General features: G+C 73.3%; 17 protein-coding genes and 1 rRNA gene. 14 read left to right on the forward strand and 4 right to left on the reverse strand.

Annotation, left to right across the window (positions count from 1 at the left end; all coding sequences use genetic code 11):
- Positions 1-82: ribosomal RNA gene (rrf, locus tag J3P41_RS17095) — 5S ribosomal RNA — on the forward strand; the annotation flags it as partial.
- 185 nt (positions 83-267) lie between these two features.
- Positions 268-750: a single-stranded DNA-binding protein gene (locus J3P41_RS18805; RefSeq protein WP_307862051.1), complete on the forward strand. Its 483-nt coding sequence runs from the start codon at positions 268-270 to the stop codon at positions 748-750.
- Here the strand turns inward: J3P41_RS18805 and J3P41_RS17105 are convergent.
- Entirely contained in the window at positions 725-1,843 is a 1,119-nt protein-coding gene (locus J3P41_RS17105; protein WP_210651772.1) for a DUF1015 family protein, read from the reverse strand. The two genes, J3P41_RS18805 and J3P41_RS17105, sit on opposite strands and share 26 nt — an antisense overlap.
- A 48-nt stretch (positions 1,844-1,891) precedes the next feature.
- On the opposite strand from J3P41_RS17105, the gene J3P41_RS17110 reads away from it, so the two are divergent.
- Genes J3P41_RS17110 through J3P41_RS17145 form a run of 8 tightly spaced genes read left to right on the forward strand, consistent with a single transcriptional unit; the run spans position 1,892 to position 10,476 of the window.
- On the forward strand, positions 1,892-2,911 hold the full coding sequence (locus J3P41_RS17110; RefSeq protein ID WP_210651773.1) for an HAD-IIA family hydrolase: 1,020 nt from the start codon (positions 1,892-1,894) through the stop codon (positions 2,909-2,911).
- 10 nt (positions 2,912-2,921) lie between these two features.
- Positions 2,922-3,110 (forward strand): hypothetical protein, encoded by a 189-nt coding sequence (locus J3P41_RS17115; protein ID WP_210651774.1) that lies wholly within the window; start codon positions 2,922-2,924, stop codon positions 3,108-3,110.
- Between the two features lie 6 nt (positions 3,111-3,116).
- The gene (locus J3P41_RS17120) at positions 3,117-3,956 is read left to right on the forward strand and encodes a TlyA family RNA methyltransferase (protein ID WP_210651780.1); all 840 of its coding nucleotides are present in this window, start codon (positions 3,117-3,119) and stop codon (positions 3,954-3,956) included.
- On the forward strand, positions 3,953-4,897 hold the full coding sequence (locus J3P41_RS17125) for an NAD kinase (RefSeq protein ID WP_210651781.1): 945 nt from the start codon (positions 3,953-3,955) through the stop codon (positions 4,895-4,897). The genes J3P41_RS17120 and J3P41_RS17125 overlap by 4 nt, the downstream gene beginning before the upstream one ends.
- Positions 4,890-6,662, forward strand: a complete 1,773-nt coding sequence (gene recN, locus J3P41_RS17130) for a DNA repair protein RecN (RefSeq protein ID WP_210651782.1) — start codon at positions 4,890-4,892, stop codon at positions 6,660-6,662. The genes J3P41_RS17125 and recN overlap by 8 nt, the downstream gene beginning before the upstream one ends.
- Before the next feature lie 15 nt (positions 6,663-6,677).
- Positions 6,678-7,877, forward strand: a complete 1,200-nt coding sequence (steA, locus tag J3P41_RS17135) for a putative cytokinetic ring protein SteA (RefSeq protein ID WP_210651783.1) — start codon at positions 6,678-6,680, stop codon at positions 7,875-7,877.
- Positions 7,874-8,770: a copper transporter gene (locus J3P41_RS17140; RefSeq protein ID WP_210651784.1), complete on the forward strand. Its 897-nt coding sequence runs from the start codon at positions 7,874-7,876 to the stop codon at positions 8,768-8,770. Before steA ends, J3P41_RS17140 begins: the two co-directional genes overlap by 4 nt.
- Positions 8,771-8,781: 11 nt before the next feature.
- Positions 8,782-10,476, forward strand: a complete 1,695-nt coding sequence (locus J3P41_RS17145) for a CTP synthase (protein ID WP_210651789.1) — start codon at positions 8,782-8,784, stop codon at positions 10,474-10,476.
- Here J3P41_RS17145 and pepN read toward each other — a convergent pair whose 3' ends face one another.
- Positions 10,477-12,924, reverse strand: a complete 2,448-nt coding sequence (gene pepN / locus J3P41_RS17150) for an aminopeptidase N (protein WP_210651791.1) — start codon at positions 12,922-12,924, stop codon at positions 10,477-10,479.
- A 45-nt stretch (positions 12,925-12,969) separates the two neighbouring features.
- On the opposite strand from pepN, the gene J3P41_RS17155 reads away from it, so the two are divergent.
- The 4 genes from J3P41_RS17155 (at position 12,970) to J3P41_RS17170 (ending at position 18,914) form a co-directional block, all read left to right on the forward strand.
- The gene (locus tag J3P41_RS17155; RefSeq protein ID WP_210651794.1) at positions 12,970-13,590 is read left to right on the forward strand and encodes an NUDIX domain-containing protein; all 621 of its coding nucleotides are present in this window, start codon (positions 12,970-12,972) and stop codon (positions 13,588-13,590) included.
- A gap of 78 nt (positions 13,591-13,668) precedes the next feature.
- On the forward strand, positions 13,669-14,784 hold the full coding sequence (gene ald, locus J3P41_RS17160; protein WP_210651797.1) for an alanine dehydrogenase: 1,116 nt from the start codon (positions 13,669-13,671) through the stop codon (positions 14,782-14,784).
- 19 nt (positions 14,785-14,803) lie between these two features.
- On the forward strand, positions 14,804-15,724 hold the full coding sequence (xerD, locus tag J3P41_RS17165) for a site-specific tyrosine recombinase XerD (protein WP_307862052.1): 921 nt from the start codon (positions 14,804-14,806) through the stop codon (positions 15,722-15,724).
- A 46-nt stretch (positions 15,725-15,770) separates the two neighbouring features.
- The gene (locus J3P41_RS17170) at positions 15,771-18,914 is read left to right on the forward strand and encodes a BTAD domain-containing putative transcriptional regulator (RefSeq protein ID WP_210651798.1); all 3,144 of its coding nucleotides are present in this window, start codon (positions 15,771-15,773) and stop codon (positions 18,912-18,914) included.
- On the opposite strand, the gene J3P41_RS17175 is transcribed toward J3P41_RS17170, so the two are convergent.
- On the reverse strand, positions 18,898-19,725 hold the full coding sequence (locus J3P41_RS17175; RefSeq protein ID WP_246862418.1) for an ABC transporter permease: 828 nt from the start codon (positions 19,723-19,725) through the stop codon (positions 18,898-18,900). The two genes, J3P41_RS17170 and J3P41_RS17175, sit on opposite strands and share 17 nt — an antisense overlap.
- Positions 19,722-20,789 carry an ATP-binding cassette domain-containing protein gene (locus J3P41_RS17180; protein ID WP_210651800.1) on the reverse strand — a complete coding sequence of 356 codons (1,068 nt, stop codon included), beginning with the start codon at positions 20,787-20,789 and terminating at the stop codon, positions 19,722-19,724. The genes J3P41_RS17175 and J3P41_RS17180 overlap by 4 nt, the downstream gene beginning before the upstream one ends.
- Positions 20,790-20,840 lie beyond the last annotated feature (51 nt).

The following is a 20,840-nucleotide window of genomic DNA, read 5'->3' on the forward strand; positions in this document are numbered from 1 at the left end:
CATACCGAACCCGGAAGTTAAGCCTTTCAGCGCCGATGGTACTGCAACCGAGAGGTTGTGGGAGAGTAGGACGCCGCCGGACATACCTTGTGGAAGTGGGGTCACCTTCGGGTGGCCCCACTTCTGCATGTGGGCTCCTTGCAGCCGGCTCGCGCGGGCCGTTTTCCGTCCACAGTGTTCCTGACTCGCGTCTCGTCCACAGGGTGGCTCGAGGGCCGGCCGAGGTGTCGGTGGGTGTCAGCAGGCTCGGTCGCAGGAGGTGCAACCGTGACCAAGACATCCAGCAACCCGAGCACCAAGACAGTCAGCACGACGTCCAGCGCCAACGCCCGCGAGACGGTCCCCGCCGGGCCGCCGCCCAAGCAGAAGGCGCATCGGCGCGCAGACCAGGACGAGGCAGCGGGCGCCATCAACGACGTGCGCCTTGTCGGCCGGCTCAGCGGCGAGCCGAGCCTGATCGAGCTGCCGAGCGGCGACGCGCTCGTGACCTTCCGGATCTCGGTGCCGCGGGTGCCGGTGCCGGCAGCGGGAGGGTCCCGGCCAGCCGTCGGTCAGCGGGTGGACTCCGTGCCCTGCACCGCCTGGCAGCCCCGGTTGCGGCGCACCATCGTGACGTGGCGCGCGGGCGACCTCGTGGAGGTGGTCGGCGCCGTACGCTGCCGCTTCTTCCAGGCGGGAGGGGCGACCCGGTCGCGCGTCGAGGTGGAGGCCTCGAGTGCGCGGATCATCCGTCGCTCACCGGGCGCATGAGCACCCCCAGGCTCGGCTTCGGCTGGAACGAGGTGGCCTTCTCCGGGAGCAGGCCTCCCGATTCGACGAGGGCCTGCACCTGCTCGACGTCGGGGCTGGGCAACAGCACCGCCGGTGCGGCGGGGCTCGCGGCTGCGAGCGTCTCGTCGACGGTGTGGTGATGGGTCACCCGAAGCGCCGGCGTTGTCACCCGATCGACCACGCGCTCGTGCAGCCACGCCACGACGGCCTGCCGCTCCAGGCCGCGTGGCTCGACCGTGTGCCACGACGTTCCGTCCGTGAGGACGAGGTGGGCCCCGTCCAGAGCTCGGAGCGCCTGCTGCCGGTCGCGCTCGACCACGTCGGCGTCGGCGGCTCGAGCGGCGTGCAGGAGGGATTCGAGCGTCGCACCGGGCAGCGTCCGGTGGATGGCTCCGAGGAACAGGGGAGTGTCGTGCTGGTCCACGAGCATCGCCAGGCCCGCGTCCCACGCGGTGCCGGGGTGCTCCTGCTGGAGTCGCAGGTACGCGGCGTAGCGATGGTGCCCGTCGGCGAGCAGGCACCGGGTGTCGGCGACCAGGTCGGCGAGCGTGGCCAGCTGTTCGCGGTCGCGGATGGCCCAGATGCGTTGGCGCTGGCCGGTGCGATCGAGGTAGCTCCACTCGGGAGGTGTGCGGACGACGCCGGCGACGAGGTCTCGAAGCTCAGCGCGACCGTGGTGCACCAACAGGATCGGTGCGGGGTTCAGGTCCATCTGCAGCATCCGATCGGCAAGCTCGCCGGCCTGCTCGGGATGGATGGCCTCGTGGGGCCAGACGGCGCGGTCGGCCAGCGCCTCGGCGCGCTTCGAGACCGCGAGCGCACCGACCAGTCCGCGGACGGTGAGACCGTCCGCGGTGTACTCGTGGACGTAGACGGCCGGCGCGGTGTCGGCGACGGCGCGTCCCTGGTCGATCCACTGCATCAACCGGTCCGCGACATCGCGATAGGGTCGCGCCAGTGCCCGGGCGGAAGCGGGATCCCCGACGCGCGCCGGGGCGAGCATGACCGCCCGGAACGGGCGGAGCTCGAGGGGCTTCGCGACGTACGGCGGCACGTCGGTGGCGAAGTCCATCGGAGCATCGTAGAGGGACTCTCGTCACAGTCCGGGAAGGGGTCGAGCATGCTCGAGGAGTCGGCAACGCCGCTGGTGGACGCGCACGACCTGGTCATGTTCGACCTCGACGGCGTCGTCTACGTGGGCGGTGAGGCGATACCCGACGTCGCGGCGTACATCGAGCGACTCAGGCACACCGGTCGACACGTCGCATTCGTCACCAACAACGCCTCGCTCACGCCCGCGCAGGTGGCCGCGAAGCTCGTGGGCCTGGGCGTCGGTGCGACTGCGGCCGATGTCGTCACCTCCGCCCAGGCGGCCGCCCGGCTCCTCGCCGCCGAGCACGGCACGGGTGCCAAGGTGCTGCTCCTGGGTGGGGAGGGCCTGCGCGTCGCGCTCCTCGATGAGGGGTTGGAGCCGGTCGACGACCCCGCCGGCGCAGTGGCGGTCGCGAGCGGCTACGGCCCCGACGTGCGGTGGCGCGACATCATGCGAGCCGCCAGCCTCGTCCGGGACGGCCTGCCCTACGTGGCGAGCAACACCGACATGACGGTCCCCACGCCCTACGGCCTCGCGCCGGGACACGGAGTCCTCGTGCGGACGATCACCGGCTTCGCGGGCGTCGAGGCCACGGTCGCGGGTAAGCCGCGGCGGCCGCTGATGGCGGAGACCGTACGACGGGTGGGCGGGGACCGGCCGATCATGGTGGGCGACCGGCTCGACACCGACATCGAGGGCGCGCACGCGATCGCCGTGCCGTCCTTGCTCGTCCTCACCGGCGTGACGTGGCTCGAGGACCTGGCCACGGCCACGCCCGAGCTGCGGCCGACGTACCTCTCGCCCACGCTCGCCGGCCTGTTCGAGCCGCACCCGGTCCCCGTGCTGAGCGGCGCCGGTGCTGCGCTCGGTGGGTGGGCCGCGACGGTCTCCGAGGGCCGGCTCGTGGTGTCGGGAGAGGGTGCACACGCCGACTGGTGGCGGGTCGCGGCGAGCGCCTGCTGGCACCACCTCGACACGACCGGCGCCGCGGCGGACGTATCCGACACGACGCCGCCCGGACCGGTCCGGACGCCGGGCTCCGAGTAGGCTCGCGGCCATGGATCAGGTCTCGGACGTGGAGCGGACCGGCGTGACGGCCGTGGACGCCGTCCTCGCTGAGGTGGCTGCTCTCGCCGATGCACCCGTGGCTGATCACGTGGCGGTGTTCGAACGGGCCCACGAGCAGCTGCGCCGCGCGCTCGACGCCCAGCCGGACTCCCCGCGCGACGGCGTGCAGGGCGCCTGACGGACCGTGCCTCCACGACGACTTCGCCTCGACCAGGAGCTCGTCCGTCGCGGCCTGGCCCGCTCCCGCGAGCACGCCAGCGAGCTGGTGGCGGCCGGACGGGTCTCCGTGTCGGGCGCCGTGGCGACCAAGCCCGCGACGGGCGTGACGACCGATGTGGCGATCGTGGTGCGCGAGGACCCGACGACGGTCGACTACGTGTCCCGCGGCGGACACAAGCTGGCGGGCGCGCTCGAGGCGTTCGCGGCTCACGGACTGACGGTGCGCGGCAAGCGGTGCCTCGACGCCGGCGCGTCCACCGGCGGGTTCACCGACGTGCTGCTGCGCGCCGGTGCTCGGGAGGTGGTCGCGGTCGACGTCGGTTACGGTCAGCTCGCTTGGTCCCTGCAGAGCGACGAGCGGGTGCAGGTCCACGACCGCACCAACATCCGCGACCTCACCCTCGACGTGGTGGGGGAGCCGGTGGATCTCGTCGTCGGCGACCTGTCGTTCATCTCCCTCGCCCTCGTCCTCGATCCGCTGCTGTCGGTGACACGGCCCGACGGCGAGCTCGCGCTGATGGTCAAGCCCCAGTTCGAGGTGGGCAAGGAGCGCGTCGGCAAGGGCGGGGTGGTGCGCGACCTCGGACTGCGCGCCGAGGCCGTCACCACGATCGCCGACCTCGCGGCCGCTCGCGGGTGGGGCGCGGTCGCGGTGACGGTGAGCCCGTTGCCGGGCCCGTCGGGCAACGTCGAGTTCTTCCTGCTGCTGCGCGCCGGAGCGCCGGCCATCGGCGCCGACGACATCCGTGCCGAGGTGGATCGCGCCGCCTCGCTGGGGGTGGCGGGTGAGAGGGTGGAGCCGTGAGCCACCAGACCCCCGAGCGCCGCGTGCTGCTGCTCGCGCACACCGGCCGGTCCGAGGTGCGGGAGGTGGCGCGTGCGTGCGTCACGGCGCTCAACCAGCACGGGATCGCCGTGCGCCTGCTGGCGGACGAGGCCGCCGACCTGGGTCTCGAGGACGCCGACGGGCTCGTCGAGACGACGCTGCCCGACCTGCCGGGCGAGGGCTGCGAGCTCGTCCTGGTGATCGGTGGCGACGGGTCCATCCTGCGCGCCGCCGAGCTGACCCACGAGACCTGCACCCCGCTGCTGGGGATCAACCTGGGCCACGTCGGGTTCCTGGCCGAGGCCGAGCCCGACGACCTCGACTCGACGATCGCCTCGATCGTCGCGCGGAACTACACCGCCGAGGACCGCCTCACGCTCGGTGTGCAGGTGCTGGTCGGCAAGGAGGTGCTGTTCTCCACGTTCGCCCTCAACGAGGCGAGCGTCGAAAAGGCCGCTCGCGAGCGCATGCTCGAGGTGGTCGTCGAGGTCGACGGTCGTCCGCTGTCGCGCTGGGGCTGCGACGGCGTGGTGTGCGCAACGCCCACCGGCTCGACCGCCTACAACTTCAGCGCCGGCGGCCCCGTGGTGTGGCCGGAGGTCGAGGCGCTGCTCATGGTCCCGCTCAGTGCGCACGCGCTCTTCGCCCGCCCGATGGTGGTGGCGCCGACCTCCGTGCTTGCCGTCGAGGTGCTCGCCAACACCGAGGGCTTCGGCGTGCTGTGGTGCGACGGTCGCCGCACCGTCGACCTGCCTCCGGGGGCGCGCATCGAGGTGCGCCGCGGCGACCGGCCCGTACGCCTGGTCCGACTGCACCAGGCGCCGTTCACCGACCGCCTGGTCGCCAAGTTCGGCCTGCCGGTCGAGGGTTGGCGCGGTGCAGCCGAGCGGCGCCGCCGGGAAGGAGGCGAGGATGCTTGAGGAGCTGCGGATCACCCAGCTGGGCGTGATCGAGTCCTCGACACTGGAGCTCGGCCCGGGCCTGACGGTGATCACCGGCGAGACCGGTGCCGGCAAGACCATGGTGGTGACCGCGCTGGGCCTGCTCCTCGGCGGCCGAGCGGACTCCGGCGCCGTACGCACCGGCGCCCGGCAGGCGCGGGTCGAGGGAGTCGTCGCGACGGCTGCGCTGGCGGGCTTCCGTGAGGCGGTCGAGGAGCACGGGGGCGAGGTCGAGGAGGACCGGGTGGTGCTCGCGCGCAACGTGGCCGCCCAGGGCCGTTCGCGCGCCTGGGTGGGCGGAGCCTCTGTGCCGGTGACCGCCCTCGCCGAGGTCGCCGAGCCGCTCGTGGCCGTCCACGGCCAGTCCGACCAGCACCGGCTGCTGCGGGCGGGCGCGCAACGGGCGGCGCTCGACCGCTTCGGAGGGGAGGCGCTGGCGCGCACCGCAGCGGCGTACGCCGGTCTGTGGGCAGAGCTGGCGGCGACCGAGCGGACGCTGGCCGAGGTGGTCGGCTCCGCCCGCGAGCGAGCGCGCGAGGCCGACCAGCTGCGCTTCGGGCTCGGGGAGGTGGAGGCCGTCGACCCCAGGCCGGGTGAGGACGTCGAGCTGGCCGCCGAGGAGACCCGGCTCGGCTTCGCCGACACGCTGCGGACCGCTGCGGAGACGGCGCGTGAGGCCCTGTCCAGCGACGAGGGCGCAGTCGACGCCCTTGCGACGACCAGCGCCGCCCGCCAGGCCCTCGAGGGGGTCCGCGAGCACGACGCGACCGCCGGCGAGCTCGCCGACCGCATCGCCGAGCTCGGCCACCTGCTGGTGGACGTCGCCGCGGATGTCGCCTCCTACGCCGCCAGCCTGGAGACCGACCCGGCCCGCCTGGCGAGCGTCTCGGAGCGCCGCGCCGCTCTGACGGCCCTCACGCGCAAGTACGGCGAGACCATCGACGAGGTGCTGGCCTGGGCCGAGGACGGTGCCAAGCGGCTCCTCGACCTCGAGGACACCGACAGCCGCATCAGCGAGCTCGCCTCGCGGCGCGACCGCCTGCGCGAGGAGCTCGGCGCGCTGGCCGCCACCCTCAGCCACCAGCGTGCCGCCGCCGCGAGCCGGCTCGCGGCGGCGGTCACCGACGAGCTGACCTCGCTCGCCATGCCGCACGCCACCGTGACCATCGCGGTCAGCCAGCACGAGGTCCCGGCGCCCGAGTCGCCCGCGGGAGCGGTGCTGCACGTCGACGGGCGCTGGCTGCGCGCCGGCTCGGCCGGCGTGGACGAGGTGGAGTTCCTGCTCGCCGCCAACAGCGGTGCCGAGGCGCGGCCGCTGCACAAGGGCGCCTCCGGCGGCGAGCTGTCCCGGGTGATGCTCGCGCTCGAGGTGTCGCTGGCCGAGACCGGGTCCGTGCCCACCTTCGTGTTCGACGAGGTGGACGCCGGCGTGGGCGGACGAGCCGCGATCGAGGTCGGACGCCGCCTCGCCGCGCTCGCCCGCAGCTCGCAGGTGCTCGTCGTGACCCACCTGCCCCAGGTGGCCGCGTACGCCGACCGTCACGTCGTGGTGCACAAGTCCAGCGACGGCTCGGTCACCACCTCGGGGCTGGTCTCCCTCGACGAGGCCGAGCGCGAGCGTGAGCTGTCGCGGATGCTCGCCGGGGTGGAGGACTCGGACAGCGCCCGCGCCCACGCGCGCGAGCTGCTCGCCGCCGCCGCGCCCGAGCGGGCGTGCCTCCCGGAAGGGCGGCAGGGCGGCTGAGACGATGACGGGGCCATGAAGTTCGCAGTCCGCTCCCGCCCCGCCCCCAGCCGTCCCGGTGTGCACGGCCCCGCGCGCGTCCACCGACGCACAGCCAGCCTGCTCGGCCGGCTGCGAGTCGGCGACGTCGCCGTGCTGGACCACGTCGACATGGACCGCGAGACGGCGCAGTCCCTCGTGGACGCCGGTGTCGTCGCGGTCGTCAACGCCGGTCCGATGATCTCGGGCCGCTATCCCAACCTGGGTCCTGAGCGGCTCGTCGAGGCCGGTGTCCTGGTGGTCGACAGCGCCGGCCCCGAGGTGTTCGACCGGCTCAAGGACGGCACCGAGGTCCGCATCGACGGGGGAGTGGTCTACGCCGGCGACGACCTGGTCGCGGCAGCCCGCGAGCTGACCCCCGACTTGGTGCGCTCGGAGATGGCCAAGGCGCGCAGCGGCCTGGCAGCGCAGCTGGAGAGCTTCACCCACAACAGCACCGAGTTCCTGCGACGTGAGCAGGACCTGCTCCTGCACGGGCACGGCGTGCCCAGCACCGCGACCGAGATGGCCGGGCGTCCCGTCGTGGTCGCCGTGCGCTCGCACGGCTGGGAGGACGAGCTGCGGGGGATCAAGCCGTTCGTGCGCGAGCAGCGTCCCGTTCTGGTGGGCGTGGACCGCGGCGCCGACGCCCTGGCGAGCGCAGGGCACCGTCCCGACGTCGTCGTCGTGACCGGGGACGGCGACGACCAACCCAGCGCCGCGGTCCTGCGCAAGGCACGCGACGTCGTCGTCCTGGTGGAGCGCGGGGCGCCGCGCAGCGCCACCGAGCACCTCGAGCGGCTGGGCATCCGCCCGCTGCGCTTCGAGACCTCGGCGACGACCGAGGACGCCGCCCTGCTCCTCGCCTCCGCTCACCAGGCCTCGCTCATCGTGGGCGTGGGGATGCACGCGACGCTCGACGAGTTCCTCGACCGTCGTCGCGCCGGCCTCGCCAGCACCTTCCTCACCCGGCTCAAGCTCGGCCCGGACCTCGTCGACGCCGCCGCCCTGCCCCGGCTCTACGACGGCGCGGTGCGGCCCCGGCACCTCGTCGGCGCTCTCGCCGCCGGGGTGCTGGCCCTGGCCGCGGCCGTCAGCGTCACGCCGGTCGGCCAGGAATGGGTCGACGACGTCTCCCCGGCCGTCTCCCGCACCACCTCCGACCTGATCGACAACGTACGAGGACTCCTCCCGTGATCACCCTGCGTCACCACCTGCTCACCATCGTCGCCGTGTTCCTGGCCCTGGCCGCCGGCATCGTCCTGGGCGGAGGCCCGCTCTCCGACGTGGGCCCGACCGTCGCGACGGCCGGTCGCTCAGCGGAGGAGGCCCCCGCTGCGGCGGACCCGGCGCAGGCCGCCTACACCGAGGAGTTCGTGTCCGTGGTGGGCCCGCCGATCGTCGCGGGCCGCCTCGAGGACCGGTCGGTCGCCGTGGTCACCGTTCCGGGAGCCGACGAGCAGCACGTCAGCGCGCTCACGGCGCTGGTCGAGGCCGCCGGCGGGTCCGTCAGCGCCCGCTACGACCTGGGCGCCGACCTGGTCGACCCGAGCCAGAAGTCGCTGGTCGACACGCTGGGCAGCCAACTGCTGACGCAGCAGGCCGAGGGTGTCGTCGCCGCCGACGCGCCGACGTACGACCGGATGGGTCAGCTGCTCGGCCTCGCCGTGGCGAGCAAGGACGAGGCCGGGCAGGACGTCACCGGCAGGTCGCGCGCCGTGGCCGACGCCATCGCCGGCGCCGGCCTGATGGCGCTTCCCAGCGAGGTCTCCCAGCGCTCGCCGCTGGTGCTGCTCGTCCTCGGCGAGGACGCGCACGACGAGGGCGCCGACGCGGTGCTGGCCGGTCTGGCCGGCGGCCTGGCGGCACAGTCCGTCGGTGTCGTGGTGGCCGGCGTCACGGCGGACGGCGAGGCGGGCCAGCTCGGGCGCCTGCGCGGCGACCCCGCGTCGGCGACCGTGGCGAGCGTCGACGGCATCGACACCGAGGCGGGCCGGGTGGCGACCGTCTTCGCCCTGCAGCGCTCGCTCACCACCCCGGGCGGGTCGTTCGGTGCGTCGGGTTCTGACGGCGCCGTCCCCCTCGGGTAGGATCGAAGCCCGTGAAGAGCCCCACGCCGACCAAGCACGTGTTCGTGACCGGAGGCGTCGCCTCCTCCCTCGGCAAGGGCCTCACGGCCTCCAGCCTGGGCAACCTGTTGAAGGCGCGCGGCCTGCGCGTGACGATGCAGAAGCTCGACCCCTACCTCAACGTGGACCCGGGCACGATGAACCCGTTCCAGCACGGTGAGGTCTTCGTGACCAACGACGGCGCCGAGACCGACCTCGACATCGGTCACTACGAGCGGTTCCTCGACACCGACCTCAACCAGATCGCGAACGTGACGACCGGGCAGGTCTACTCGACGGTGATCGCCAAGGAGCGCCGCGGCGACTACCTCGGCGACACCGTCCAGGTCATCCCGCACATCACCAACGAGATCAAGGACCGCATCCTCGCGATGGGCGGCCCGGACGTCGACGTGGTGATCACCGAGGTCGGTGGCACGGTCGGCGACATCGAGTCGCTGCCGTTCCTCGAGGCGGCACGCCAGACGCGCCACGAGATCGGGCGCGACCACTGCTTCTTCATCCACGTCTCGCTGGTGCCCTACATCGGCCCGTCCGGCGAGCTCAAGACCAAGCCGACCCAGCACTCGGTGGCCGCGCTGCGCTCGATCGGCATCCAGCCCGACGCCATCGTGTGCCGCGCCGACCGGGAGCTGCCCGACGGGATCAAGCGCAAGATCGCGCTGATGTGCGACGTCGACGACGAGGCCGTGGTCACCGCCGCCGACGCGCCGTCGATCTACGACATCCCCAAGGTGCTGCACCGCGAGGGCCTCGACGCCTACGTCGTGCGCCGCCTCGACCTCCCGTTCCGCGACGTCAACTGGACGACGTGGGACGACCTGCTGCGGCGGGTGCACCACCCGTCCGAGGAGGTCACGGTCGCGCTGGTCGGCAAGTACGTCGACCTGCCCGACGCCTACCTGTCGCCGGCCGAGGCGCTGCGCGCGGGCGGCTTCGCCCACGAGGCGAAGGTCAACATCCGCTGGGTGGCCTCCGACGAGTGCCGGACCGAGGCCGGCGCCGCTCGCCACCTCTCCGACGTCGACGCGGTCCTGGTGCCCGGCGGCTTCGGCGTACGCGGGATCGAGGGCAAGCTCGGCGCGCTGCGCTACACCCGCACCCATGGCATCCCCACCCTCGGACTGTGCCTGGGCCTGCAGTGCATGGTGATCGAGTACGCCCGCAACGTCGCCGGGCTCGAGAAGGCCGGGTCGACGGAGTTCGACCCCGAGACGGTCGAGCCGGTCATCTCCACCATCGAGGAGCAGAAGAAGTACGTCGACGGCGCCGGCGACCTCGGCGGCACGATGCGCCTGGGGCTCCAGCAGGCCGAGCTCGCCGCGGGCAGCGTGGTGCGCCAGGCGTACGGCACGGGCGTCATCGAGGAGCGCCACCGGCACCGCTACGAGTTCAACGACGCCTACCGCCAGACGCTCGCCGACGCCGGCCTGGTCTTCTCCGGTATCAACCCCGACCTCGGCCTGGTCGAGTTCGTCGAGCTGCCCGCCGACGTGCACCCCTACTACGTCGCCACCCAGGCGCACCCCGAGCTGCGCTCGCGCCCCACGCGGCCGCACCCGCTGTTCGCCGGGCTCATCGGTGCCGCCATCGCGCGTCAGCGCTCGGAGCGCTTCCCGCTCGACGAGTCGGGGCTGCGCCGCAAGGACGACAGCCCCGAGGCCTGATCAGAGCCGGCGGGCCTGCAGGATCCGGCCGAGCACGAACGAGTTCGCGCGCAGCTGGTTGCGGGCGTAGGCCATCAGGCTCGGGTCGTCGGCCGCCTCCTCGGCGGCGGCGAGGAACGTCTCGTCCCCGGCGCCGAGCGGGTACATCGCCCGGATGGTGAGGCCCTGGTTGAGCAGACCGCCCTTGAGCGTGTGCAGCTCCTCGAGGTAGCGGTGGGTGAACGGCGCGAGCAGCTCGGCCTGCCCCGGCCGCCAGAACGTCGAGCCCAGGACCAGGGTCTCCCGGCTGGCCGGGACGGCGTAGTCGACGAAGAACGCCTTCCACACCTCCTCCTTGGCCTCGCGGTCGGGGCGCGCGGCGAGCACGGCGAGCCGGCGCATCCCGGCGTCGGGGTCGGGGTCGGCCTCCAGCAGCCGCGCCACCCGGTCCTCGTCGTAGTCGCCGAGCTCGGCGCGGCGCACGGCCATCCGCCAGGCGAGGTCGAGGTCGGTGGCCTGGTCGGCGGCGGCCTCCAGGACCGCCCAGTGCTCGTCGGTGGACGCCGAGGCCGCGAGGGTCCGCAGGGCGGCCTGCCGGGCGTCGGGCAGCTCGACGAGTCCGGTCACGGCGTCGGCCAGCTCGCGCAGCAAGCCGGGAGACTCCTCGGCCGGCGCCCAGCGGTCCGCGACCTGGAGCGCCTGGCCGAGGAACGGCTCGATGAGCGCCGGGCTGGTCTCGGTCGCCAGGGCGCGGGTGAGCGCGGCGGCGACGTCGCGGGGCGCGACGTCGCCGAGCAGCAGGAGCTGGCCGGCCGTGGCGCTGACCAGCGCGCGGTCGAGGGGGTCCTCGAGCTGCTGGATGCGGGCGAGCATCAGCTCCAGGGAGGCGGGATCGGGCTTGACCGCGGCGAACGTGTGGTCACCGGCGTTGAGCAGTCGCAGCTCGCCGTCCGGCAGGTCGACCGGTGTGCGTCGCCCGCCGACCTCGTGGGACGAGCGGGCGACCGGCACGAGGTCGTCGCCGGTGGTGTCGAACACCGCGATGTCGAGGCGGTGCGGACGAGGCTCCTGGCCGTCGGTGGTCTCCACCACCAGCTCGTCGCCCTCGAGCGAGATCACGTCGGTGCCGGCCTCGTCGAGCCACGCGGCGGTCCACGCCGACAGGTCGCGACCCGAGGCACGCGAGTAGCAGTCCATGAGGTCGTCGAGCCGCGTGTTGGTGAAGGCGTAGCGGCTGAAGTAGTCGCGCAACCCCTTGACGAAGGCGTCCTCGCCGATGTAGGCGACGAGCTGGTGGAGCACGCTCTGGCCCTTGACGTAGGTGATCGCGTCGAAGTTGGACATCGCGGTCGAGACGTCGGGGACGTCGCTGCGGATCGGGTGCCGAGCCGGGCTCATGTCCATCTCGTAGGCGCTGCGCTTGGCGGCGGCGAGGAACGTGGCCCACTGCTCGGTGAACGCGGTCGCGCCCACCATGCCCCAGTTGGCGGCCCAGGACGCGAACGCCTCGTTGAGCCACAGGTCGTCCCACCACTGCATGGTCACCAGGTCGCCGAACCACATGTGCGCCATCTCGTGCAGGACGAACTCCGCACGCAGCGCCCGCTGGGCGTGGGTCGGGGGAGTGCGGAACAGCTGGCCGTCGCCGTACGTGACGCAGCCCCAGTTCTCCATCGCGCCGCCGAGGTTGGGCACGAAGACCTGGTCGTAGCGCTCCTGCGGGAACGGGTAGCCGAACCGCTCGCCGAAGAACGCCAGCCCCTGCCTGGTCAGCGTCACCAGCTCGTCGAGGTCGCGCTCCAGCACCGCGACCAGGGACTGGCGGCAGTAGAACCCGAGGTCGTAGCCGTCGTGGCGGCGGCGCACCTCGTGGAACGGCCCGGCGTTGACCACGACGACGTACGTCGACAGGCGGGGCGTGTCGGGGAAGGTCCACACGCGGGCGTCCGCGGCCTCGGCGTCCACGACCGACTCGGGCGCGCCGTTGGAGGTGACCAGCCACGACGAGGGTGCCGTCACCACGAAGCGGTGCGGCGCCTTGAGGTCGGGCTGGTCGAAGCACGCCCAGACCCGCCGTGCCTCGTCGGGCTCGAGGCTGGTCCAGACGTAGACCAGGTCGTCGGTCGGGTCGACGGTGCGCAGGATGCCCTCGCCCGTGCCGGTGTTGGTGGTGCTGGCCTCGACGACCAGGACGTTCTCCGCCGCCAACGCAGGCAGGGGGAGGCGCCCGTCGGCGGCGGTCGAGACGTCGAGCTCCGCACCGTTGAGCGTGGCCCTGCTGACGTCCATCGCGACGTCCACGAACGTGCTCGCGCCGGGCTCGGCGCAGGTGAAGGTGACGGTGCTGACGGAGGCGAAGCGGTCGCCCTCGAGCAGGCCTGTCATGTCCACCGCGATGTCGTAGCGCTGCACCTCGACGAGGGCCGAGCGGCGCGCTGCTTCGGACTGGGTGAGGGTCGACAACGTCATGGGGGTGACCGTACTCACCGTGTCCATCCGCGCTAGCGTCTGGGCATGTCCGACCTGCCCGGAGAGGCCGCACCCGCACCCATCGCCGACCGGCCGGCTGCCTGGCCCGTCGTCTCGAGCCGCGACCTGCACCGCGACGACTGGGTCGTGGCGCTGCGCGAGGACGTCATCACCCGGCCCGGGCACGCCGAGGAGTTCACCCGCATCAGCCTCGAGCACCCCGGCGCGGTCGTGGTGCTGGCGGTGGACGACGACGAGCGCGTGGTGTGCCTGCGGCAGTACCGGCACACCAGCGGGCAGGAGTTCGTGGAGCTGCCCGCCGGCCTGCGCGACGCCGGCGACGAGCCGGCGGTGGAGACCGCCAAGCGCGAGCTGCGCGAGGAGGTCGAGCTCGAGGCGCGGCACTGGCGCCAGCTGCTGAGCACGTACGCCAGCGCGGGAATCAGCGACGAGGTCCACGAGATCTTCCTGGCGCGAGGGCTGTCCCACGCGCCGCGGGGCGACTTCGAGATGCGGCACGAGGAGGCGGAGATGGAGCGCTTCTGGGTGCCGATGCCCGAGCTCCTCGACGCGGTGCTCGACGGCCGGGTGCGCGAGGGCCCGCTGGCGCTGGCCGTGCTGGCGTACGAGGTGCTCCGCCAGCGCGGGACCCTGGACTCCGACTGAGCGGTTCCCGGAGTAGTCTCGCTGCGCTGTGAGGCGAGCCACACCGTCGTGGCCGCCCGGACCCCTGAGGAGCGAGGCATGAAGGTCGGCGTACCCAAGGAAGTCAAGAACCGCGAGTACCGCGTGGCCCTGACCCCCATCGGCGTGCACGAGCTGGTCCAGCACGGCCACGAGGTCGTGGTCGAGAAGGCCGCCGGCCAGGGTTCGCTGATCCCCGACGAGGAGTACGTCGCCGCCGGCGCCACGATGCTCGACACGGCCGACGACGTGTGGGGCAGCGCCGACATGGTCCTCAAGGTCAAGGAGCCGGTCGCCGAGGAGTACGCGCGGATGCGGGAGGGACAGACCCTCTTCACCTACCTGCACCTCGCCGCGGACAAGCCGCTGACCGAGGAGCTGATGGCCCGCAAGGTCACCGCGATCGCCTACGAGACGGTGCAGCTGCCCTCCGGCGCGCTGCCGCTGCTCTACCCGATGTCCGAGGTGGCCGGCTGTCTGGCGCCGCAGGTCGGCGCCCACGCCCTGCTCAAGGCCAACGGCGGTCGCGGGGTGCTGATGGGGGGCGTCGGCGGCGTGGCCAACGCCAAGGTCGTGATCATCGGCGCCGGCGTGTCGGGCCAGAACGCCGCCAACATCGCCCTCGGGATGGGTGCCGACGTGACGCTGCTCGACACGGACCTGGACAAGCTGCGGATGTCGTTCTGGCGCTACAACAACCGCGTCCACGGCCTGGCCTCGTCCAAGCTCGCCATCGAGCAGCAGGTGATGGAGGCCGACATGGTGATCGGCGCGGTCCTCATCCCGGGTGCCGCTGCTCCCAAGCTGGTCAGCAACGACCTGGTGTCGCGGATGAAGCCGGGCTCGGTGCTCGTCGACATCGCCATCGACCAGGGCGGGTGCTTCGAGGACTCGCACGCCACCACGCACGACGACCCGACCTACCCGGTCCACGACTCGGTCTTCTACTGCGTTGCCAACATGCCGGGCGCGGTGCCGAACACGTCGACGTACGCCCTCACCAACGCGACGCTGCCGTACGCCGTCGCGCTGGCCGACAAGGGCTGGGAGCGGGCACTGCGGGAGGACCGCAGCCTCGCCCTCGGCCTCAACACCCACGCCGGCCAGCTCACCAACGCGCCGGTGGGAGAGGCCGTCGGCCTCGAGTCGGTGGGACTCGACAGCATCCTGGGGTGAGAGGCGGTTGACTGGTGGCGTGACGCTCAGCCGCGCCCTGCGCACCTATCTCGACCACCTCGCGGTCGAGCGCGGCCTCGCGGCGAACACGCTCAGCTCCTACCGACGCGACCTGCTCCGCTACGAGGAGTTCCTCGCCGCGCAGGACATCGACGACCTGGACGCGGTCACCGAGTCGACCGTTACCGCGTTCCTGGTCAGCCTGCGCGAGGGGAGCCAGGCACACCCCCCGCTGAGCTCCACCTCGGCCGCCCGCACGGTCGTGGCCGTGCGCGGGTTCCACAAGTTCGCGGTCGCCGACGGCCTCGCGACGGCTGACCCGGCAGCCGCGGTGAAGCCGCCCACCCCGGCCAAGCGGCTGCCTAAGGCTCTTCCGCTCTCCGACGTCGAGGCGATCCTGGAGGCGGCCGGCGCCCCCGACACGGTGCTGGCGCTGCGCGACCGCGCGCTGCTGGAGGTGCTCTACGGCACCGGCGCCCGCATCTCGGAGGCCGTGGGTCTCGACATCGACGACCTCGACCAGGTCGACGGCACGGTGCTGCTGCGCGGCAAGGGCGGCAAGGAGCGGCTGGTGCCGGTGGGCGGGTACGCCCGGGACGCGGTGGCGGCCTACCTGACGCGTGCGCGACCCGAGCTGGTGGGCAGCGGCCGGGGCGGCCCGGCGATGTTCCTCAACTCGCGCGGCGGCCGGCTGTCCCGGCAGAGCGCCTGGACGGTGCTGGTCAAGGCGGCGGAGCGGGCCGGGGTGACGGCGTCGGTCTCGCCGCACACGCTGCGCCACTCCTTCGCGACCCACCTCCTCGACGGCGGTGCCGACGTGCGGGTGGTGCAGGAGCTGCTGGGACACGCGTCCGTCACGACGACACAGGTCTACACGCTCGTCACCGTGGACAACCTGCGCGAGGTCTTCGCCGTCGCCCACCCCCGGGCCCGCGCATGACCGCGCACGGACGTCCGCTGCGCACGGCCGCGTCCGAGGATCGTCGATGACGAGGCTGCGGCTGCTCGACGGCGTCACCTGGGACGGCGTCGCGCTCCCCGGCGAGCGCGTCGGCGCGCTGCTCGCCGTGCTGGTGGAGGAGCCGGCCGGGGTCGCGGACGCGCGCCTGGTGCACGAGATCTGGCCCGACGCCGAGCCGGTCCATCCCGCCAAGGCGCTCCAGGTGCTGGTCTCGCGCACCCGGTCCGCCACGGCGCCCGAGACGATCCAGCGCCTGGAGGGCGGCTACCGCCTCGGCCTGCGGGACGAGGATGTCGATGCCCGTGCGCAGGCGGCACAGCTCGTCGCAGCGCGCACGGCGCTCGCCGGTGGTGACGCCGCCGAGGCGTTCCGTCTCGCCGCGGCCGCAGCTGCCCACGAGGTGTCGGTGCCGGGCGAGGCGGGAGCGCTGGCGGCGCTGCGGCGCGCGGGCGCCGAGCGTCGTACGACCGCGCAGGAGGTCGCCGCGCTGGCCGCGGCCCGGCTGGGCCGGCACGCCGAGGCCCGCGACGCGCTGGTGGCCGCCCACGAGCGCCGGCCCGACGACACCGAGACGCTGGTCGCGCTGCTGCGCGCGGAGGCGGCGACCGCCGGACCGGCGACCGCGCTGAACCGCTACGAGGCCTACCGCGCAGACCTCGCGGACCGGCTCGGGGTCGACCCCGACCCGGCGCTCCAGCGCGTGCACGCCGAGCTGCTGGCGGCCGACGACCCGGTGCGCACGGGGCTGCGGTTCGACGGCGCGGGCCTTCTCGGCCGCGACCAGGACCTGGCCCGCCTCCGCTCCGCGCTCGCCTCCTCGCGACTCGTCACGGTGCTCGGACCGGGCGGCATCGGCAAGACCAGCGTCGCCCAGGTGCTGGCTCGCGAGTCGACGCTGCCCCAGGTCCACGTGGTGGAGCTCGTCGGCGTCGGCGCGGGCGACGACGTGGTGGTCGCGGTCGGCGCGCGGCTCGGCGTACGCGGGTCGGTGACCACCCGGCAGGCGCTCACGCCCGCGCAGCAGGCCGACGTGCGCAGTCGGCTCGCGCAGGAGCTCGACGCCGCCCCGACGCTGCTGGTGCTCGACAACTGCGAGCACGTCCTGGAGCCGGTCGCCGCGCTGGTCGCGTTCCTCCTCGCGACGACCCGCGACCTGCAGGTCCTCGCGACCAGCCGGGCGCCGCTGCGCCTGGCCGCGGAGCGCGCCGTCCCCCTCAGCCAGCTCTCGCCGGCCGACGCGGAGGCCCTGTTCGTGCGGCGGGCCTCGGCGACCCGGCCCGACGCGGTGCTCGACCCGGACGCGGTCCGCGAGGTGGTGCAGCGCCTCGACGGGCTGCCTCTCGCGGTGGAGCTGGCCGCCGCCCGGGTGCGCACGATGACCGTGGCCGAGGTCGCGACTGCGCTGGACGACCGGTTCTCCGCCTTGCGCAGCCGTGACCGCACCACTCCCGACCGGCACCGCACGCTCGAGGCGGTGATCGCCTGGTCGTGGGAGCTGCTCGCTCCCGAGCAGCAGCGTGCCCTGGCATGGCTGTCGGTCTTCCAGGACGGGTTCGACCGGCCCACCACGCGCGCCGTGCTCGGCCCAAACGGCCCGGACCTGCTCGACGTGCTCGTCGAGCAGTCGCTGCTGGTGATGACGGAGACCGGCGGGAGTGCCCGGTTCCGTGCCTTGGAGACGATCCGCGAGTTCGCTGCGGCCCAGCTGGTGCTGGCGGGGGAGCAGGAGGCAGCGGCCGCGGCGCAGCGGAGGTGGGCCGGCGACCTCGCGGACCGGTCCGAGGACCTCGTCGTCTCGCCCGACCAGGTCCGACTCGTCGAGCTCCTGGTCCGTGAGCAGAACAACCTCACCGACGTGCTGCGCCAGGCGCTGGCGGGCGGCGACCGGGCGCTGGTGGCGCGCCTGGTGGCGCTGCTGGGCAGCCTCTGGACCATCACCGGCGACCAGCCGAGGATCTTCGCGGTCTGCGATGCCGCGTCCGACCTGCTCGCCGGCTGGGACGTGCCCGACCCACTCCACCGGCACGCCCAGGAGGCGGCGGGAGTCCTGATGATCCACCTGAGCTGGATGCCCGGTGTCGACCTCGACGGGTTGCGCGCCCTGCTGCTGCACGGCGATCGCCCGGACACGGCCTGGGGGCTGATCGCCCACACCGTCTACGTCGCGGAGGAGCCCGCCGACGTCACCGCGCGCCTGGCTCGGGTCGCAGCGACCCAGGCCGACCCGGCGCTGGCCGGCGCGCTGCTGCTGTGGGCCGCGATCGTGGCGGAGAACTTCGGCGACGTCGCTTCAGCGCGCACTCACGCCGAGGACGCGCTCGCCGTCGGAGGGCTGCCGCCGTACCTGACCGCGTCCGTGCACGCCGAGCTCAGCCAGCTGGCCATGGCCGTCGGCGAGCACCACCGGGCGGCACACCACGCCGCGATCGCGTGGCCGCTGCTCGCGCAGGTGCACTCCGAGACCGACGCCTACAGCCTCAAGGTGGCGACCGCCATCGCGCCCCTCATCGACGGAGACGTCGACACCGCACAGGCCCTGCTCGAGGAGTTCGGTCCTCCCGACGGCGAGCACGCGCAGATGGGCGCCCGAATGGTGTGGCTCACGGCGCACGCGGAGCTCGACATCGCGCGCGGCGACCATGCCGGCGCGATCCTTCGCTACGACGCCATCGTCGACCTGGCCCTGGAGTCCGCGCCAGGGGCCGGCGCGACGCCGTGGCTGGTGCTGGCCGCCTCGGCGGCGCTCGTGAGCCGGGTGCACTACGCACCCGTGCCACCGGACGCGCGGGTCGCGGAGCTGCGCGACCTCGTCATCGGCACCGGCGAGGGTGCGCCGGCGGACACGCTGTGGTTCACGGACCTGCCGCTCAACGGGGTGATGCTCGTGGCGCTGGCAGCGTGGCTGCTGCGGTTCGGGCAAGCCGACCTGCACGACGACGCCGTACGACTGCTGGCGATCGCCCACCGGTGGGCCTACAACCGCAGCATCCCCGTCCTGGCGTGGGCGCCGATGGCGGCGCTCGCCGACGAGAAGCTGCCGGGGCGGGTCGGCCAGCTCGTCGAGGAGCTGGCCGCCCGGCCCGGACCCGAGCTGCTGCCGGACGCCGTGGCGATCGTGGGACGGCTGCGGACCGCGTGGCACGTCGGGGCGGTCACATCTTCCGGTTGAACGCCCGCACCGACAGCGGCGCGAAGACGGCGATCACCACCGCGCACCCGATCAGCGCCCACCCCACGTCGGAGGTCACGGCGCCCTCGTTGGCGAGGTCGCGGATCGCGGTGATCACCAGCGACACCGGGTTGACCTCGGCGAAGGCGCGCAGCGGTCCCGGCATGGTGTCGGTGGGGACGAAGGCGTTGGACAGGAACGTCAGCGGGAACATCACCAGCAACGAGATGCCCTGCACGCCGGCGGCGTTGCGCCCGACGATCCCGAACAGCGTGAAGATCCAGGCGAGCGACCAGCCCGCGAGCATCGCGAGGAGCACGGCGCCGGTGACGCCCAGCACCCCGCCGCCGGGCCGGTAGCCGATCGCGATGCCGACCGCGAAGGTCAGCACCGAGGCGATGAAGTAGCGCAGCAGGTCCGCCACCATCGGTCCGGCGAGCGGCGCGATGCGCGCGATCGGCAGCACCTTGAAGCGGTCGAACACCCCGGTGTCCATGTCCTGCCGCAGCTGCACGCCGGTCGCCACGCAAGCGGTGAGGACCGTCTGCCCGATCAGCCCGGGGATGATCAGCGGCAGGTAGCTCTGCACGTCGCCGGAGATCGCGCCGCCGAAGATGTAGGCGAACATGCCGGTGAACACCAGCGGCTGGATGGTGACGTCGAACATCACCTCGAGGCTGCGCCGCATCTTCATGGTGGCTCGCCAGGCCAGGGTCAGCACCTGCCCGACGGTGTCGCCCAGGCCGACACGCGTGTCGTCGTTCACGCTGGCGGGGTCGGTCATCGTGCTCGTCGCGGGCATCGTGCTCATCGGGAGGTCTCCATCCGGTGGGTGCGGTCGGTGTCGGCCGAGCGGGAGTCGGCGGCGCTGGCGGGACCGTCCTGGCCCTCCGGGCCGTCCTGCGGGTCCTGGGTGTCGTGTCCGGTGAGGGCCAGGAAGACCTCGTCGAGCGAGGGCTTCTGCACCGTCACCGACTCGATGGTGACGTCGCGCTCGCGCAGCGCGAGGAGTACCTCGACCGCCTGGTCGGTGCGTGTCAGCGGGACGTTGACGCGGCGCGACTCCGGGGTCAGCACCGCCTCCTCGCCCAGCAGGCGCCGGGCCTGCTCGGCGACGAGCGGCAGGAGCGCGCTGTCGGCCAGCTGCAGCTGGAGCGTGGACTGGCCCACCGAGGACTTCAGCTCGTCGGCGGTGCCCTCGGCCACCTTGCGGCCGCGGTCGATGACCGCGATCCGGTCAGCGAGCTGGTCGGCCTCGTCGAGGTACTGCGTCGTGAGCAGGACGGTGCAGCCGCTGCGGACGAGGTCGCGGATGGTGTCCCACATCTGGCCGCGCGTGCGGGGGTCCAGACCGGTGGTCGGCTCGTCGAGGAAGATCAGCGGCGGCCGGGTGAGCAGGCTCGCCGCCAGGTCGAGCCGGCGGCGCATCCCGCCGGAGAAGGCGGCGATGGGCTTCTTGGCCGCCTCGGTGAGGTCGAACTGCTCGAGCAGCTCCGCGCTCCGGGCCCGCGACTCGGTGCGGCTCAGTCCCTGCAGCCGGGCGAAGAGCCAGAGGTTCTCGGTGGCGGTGAGGTTCTCGTCGACGGATGCGTACTGCCCCGTGACGCCGAGGAGGCGGCGTACGGCGTGCGGCTCGGCGCGCACGTCGTGGCCGAAGATGCTGGCCCGGCCCTCGTCGATGTGCAGCAGCGTGGCGAGCATCCGCATCATGGTGGTCTTGCCGGCCCCGTTGGGGCCCAGGACGCCGAACACCTCGCCGCGGCGCACCTCCAGGTCGATCCCGTCGACGGCGCGGTGGTCGCCGAACCGCTTGACGAGACCCGTGGCGGCGACGGCCAGCTCCCGTTGGTTCTCTCGGTCGTGTCGTGTGGTCATGGCAGCAGCGTGGGCCCGGTCGGTTTCACCGCGGTTGCGCGCCGGATGAGG

It is taken from the genome of Nocardioides sp. SYSU D00065, assembly GCF_017916425.1.
In the GTDB taxonomy this organism is placed as follows: Bacteria; Actinomycetota; Actinomycetes; order Propionibacteriales; family Nocardioidaceae; genus Nocardioides.

What these genes read in the sequence shown, in the direction of transcription:
- J3P41_RS17110 (WP_210651773.1), top strand. Translation starts at nt 1,892, where the DNA reads ATGCTCGAGGAGTCGGCAACGCCGCTGGTGGACGCGCACGACCTGGTC.
- recN (WP_210651782.1), top strand. Translation starts at nt 4,890, where the DNA reads ATGCTTGAGGAGCTGCGGATCACCCAGCTGGGCGTGATCGAGTCCTCG.
- J3P41_RS17155 (WP_210651794.1), top strand. Translation starts at nt 12,970, where the DNA reads ATGTCCGACCTGCCCGGAGAGGCCGCACCCGCACCCATCGCCGACCGG.
- J3P41_RS17115 (WP_210651774.1), top strand. Translation starts at nt 2,922, where the DNA reads ATGGATCAGGTCTCGGACGTGGAGCGGACCGGCGTGACGGCCGTGGAC.
- J3P41_RS17180 (WP_210651800.1), bottom strand. Translation starts at nt 20,789, where the DNA reads ATGACCACACGACACGACCGAGAGAACCAACGGGAGCTGGCCGTCGCC.
- steA (WP_210651783.1), top strand. Translation starts at nt 6,678, where the DNA reads ATGAAGTTCGCAGTCCGCTCCCGCCCCGCCCCCAGCCGTCCCGGTGTG.
- J3P41_RS17170 (WP_210651798.1), top strand. Translation starts at nt 15,771, where the DNA reads ATGACGAGGCTGCGGCTGCTCGACGGCGTCACCTGGGACGGCGTCGCG.
- pepN (WP_210651791.1), bottom strand. Translation starts at nt 12,924, where the DNA reads ATGACGTTGTCGACCCTCACCCAGTCCGAAGCAGCGCGCCGCTCGGCC.
- ald (WP_210651797.1), top strand. Translation starts at nt 13,669, where the DNA reads ATGAAGGTCGGCGTACCCAAGGAAGTCAAGAACCGCGAGTACCGCGTG.
- J3P41_RS17105 (WP_210651772.1), bottom strand. Translation starts at nt 1,843, where the DNA reads ATGGACTTCGCCACCGACGTGCCGCCGTACGTCGCGAAGCCCCTCGAG.
- J3P41_RS17175 (WP_246862418.1), bottom strand. Translation starts at nt 19,725, where the DNA reads ATGAGCACGATGCCCGCGACGAGCACGATGACCGACCCCGCCAGCGTG.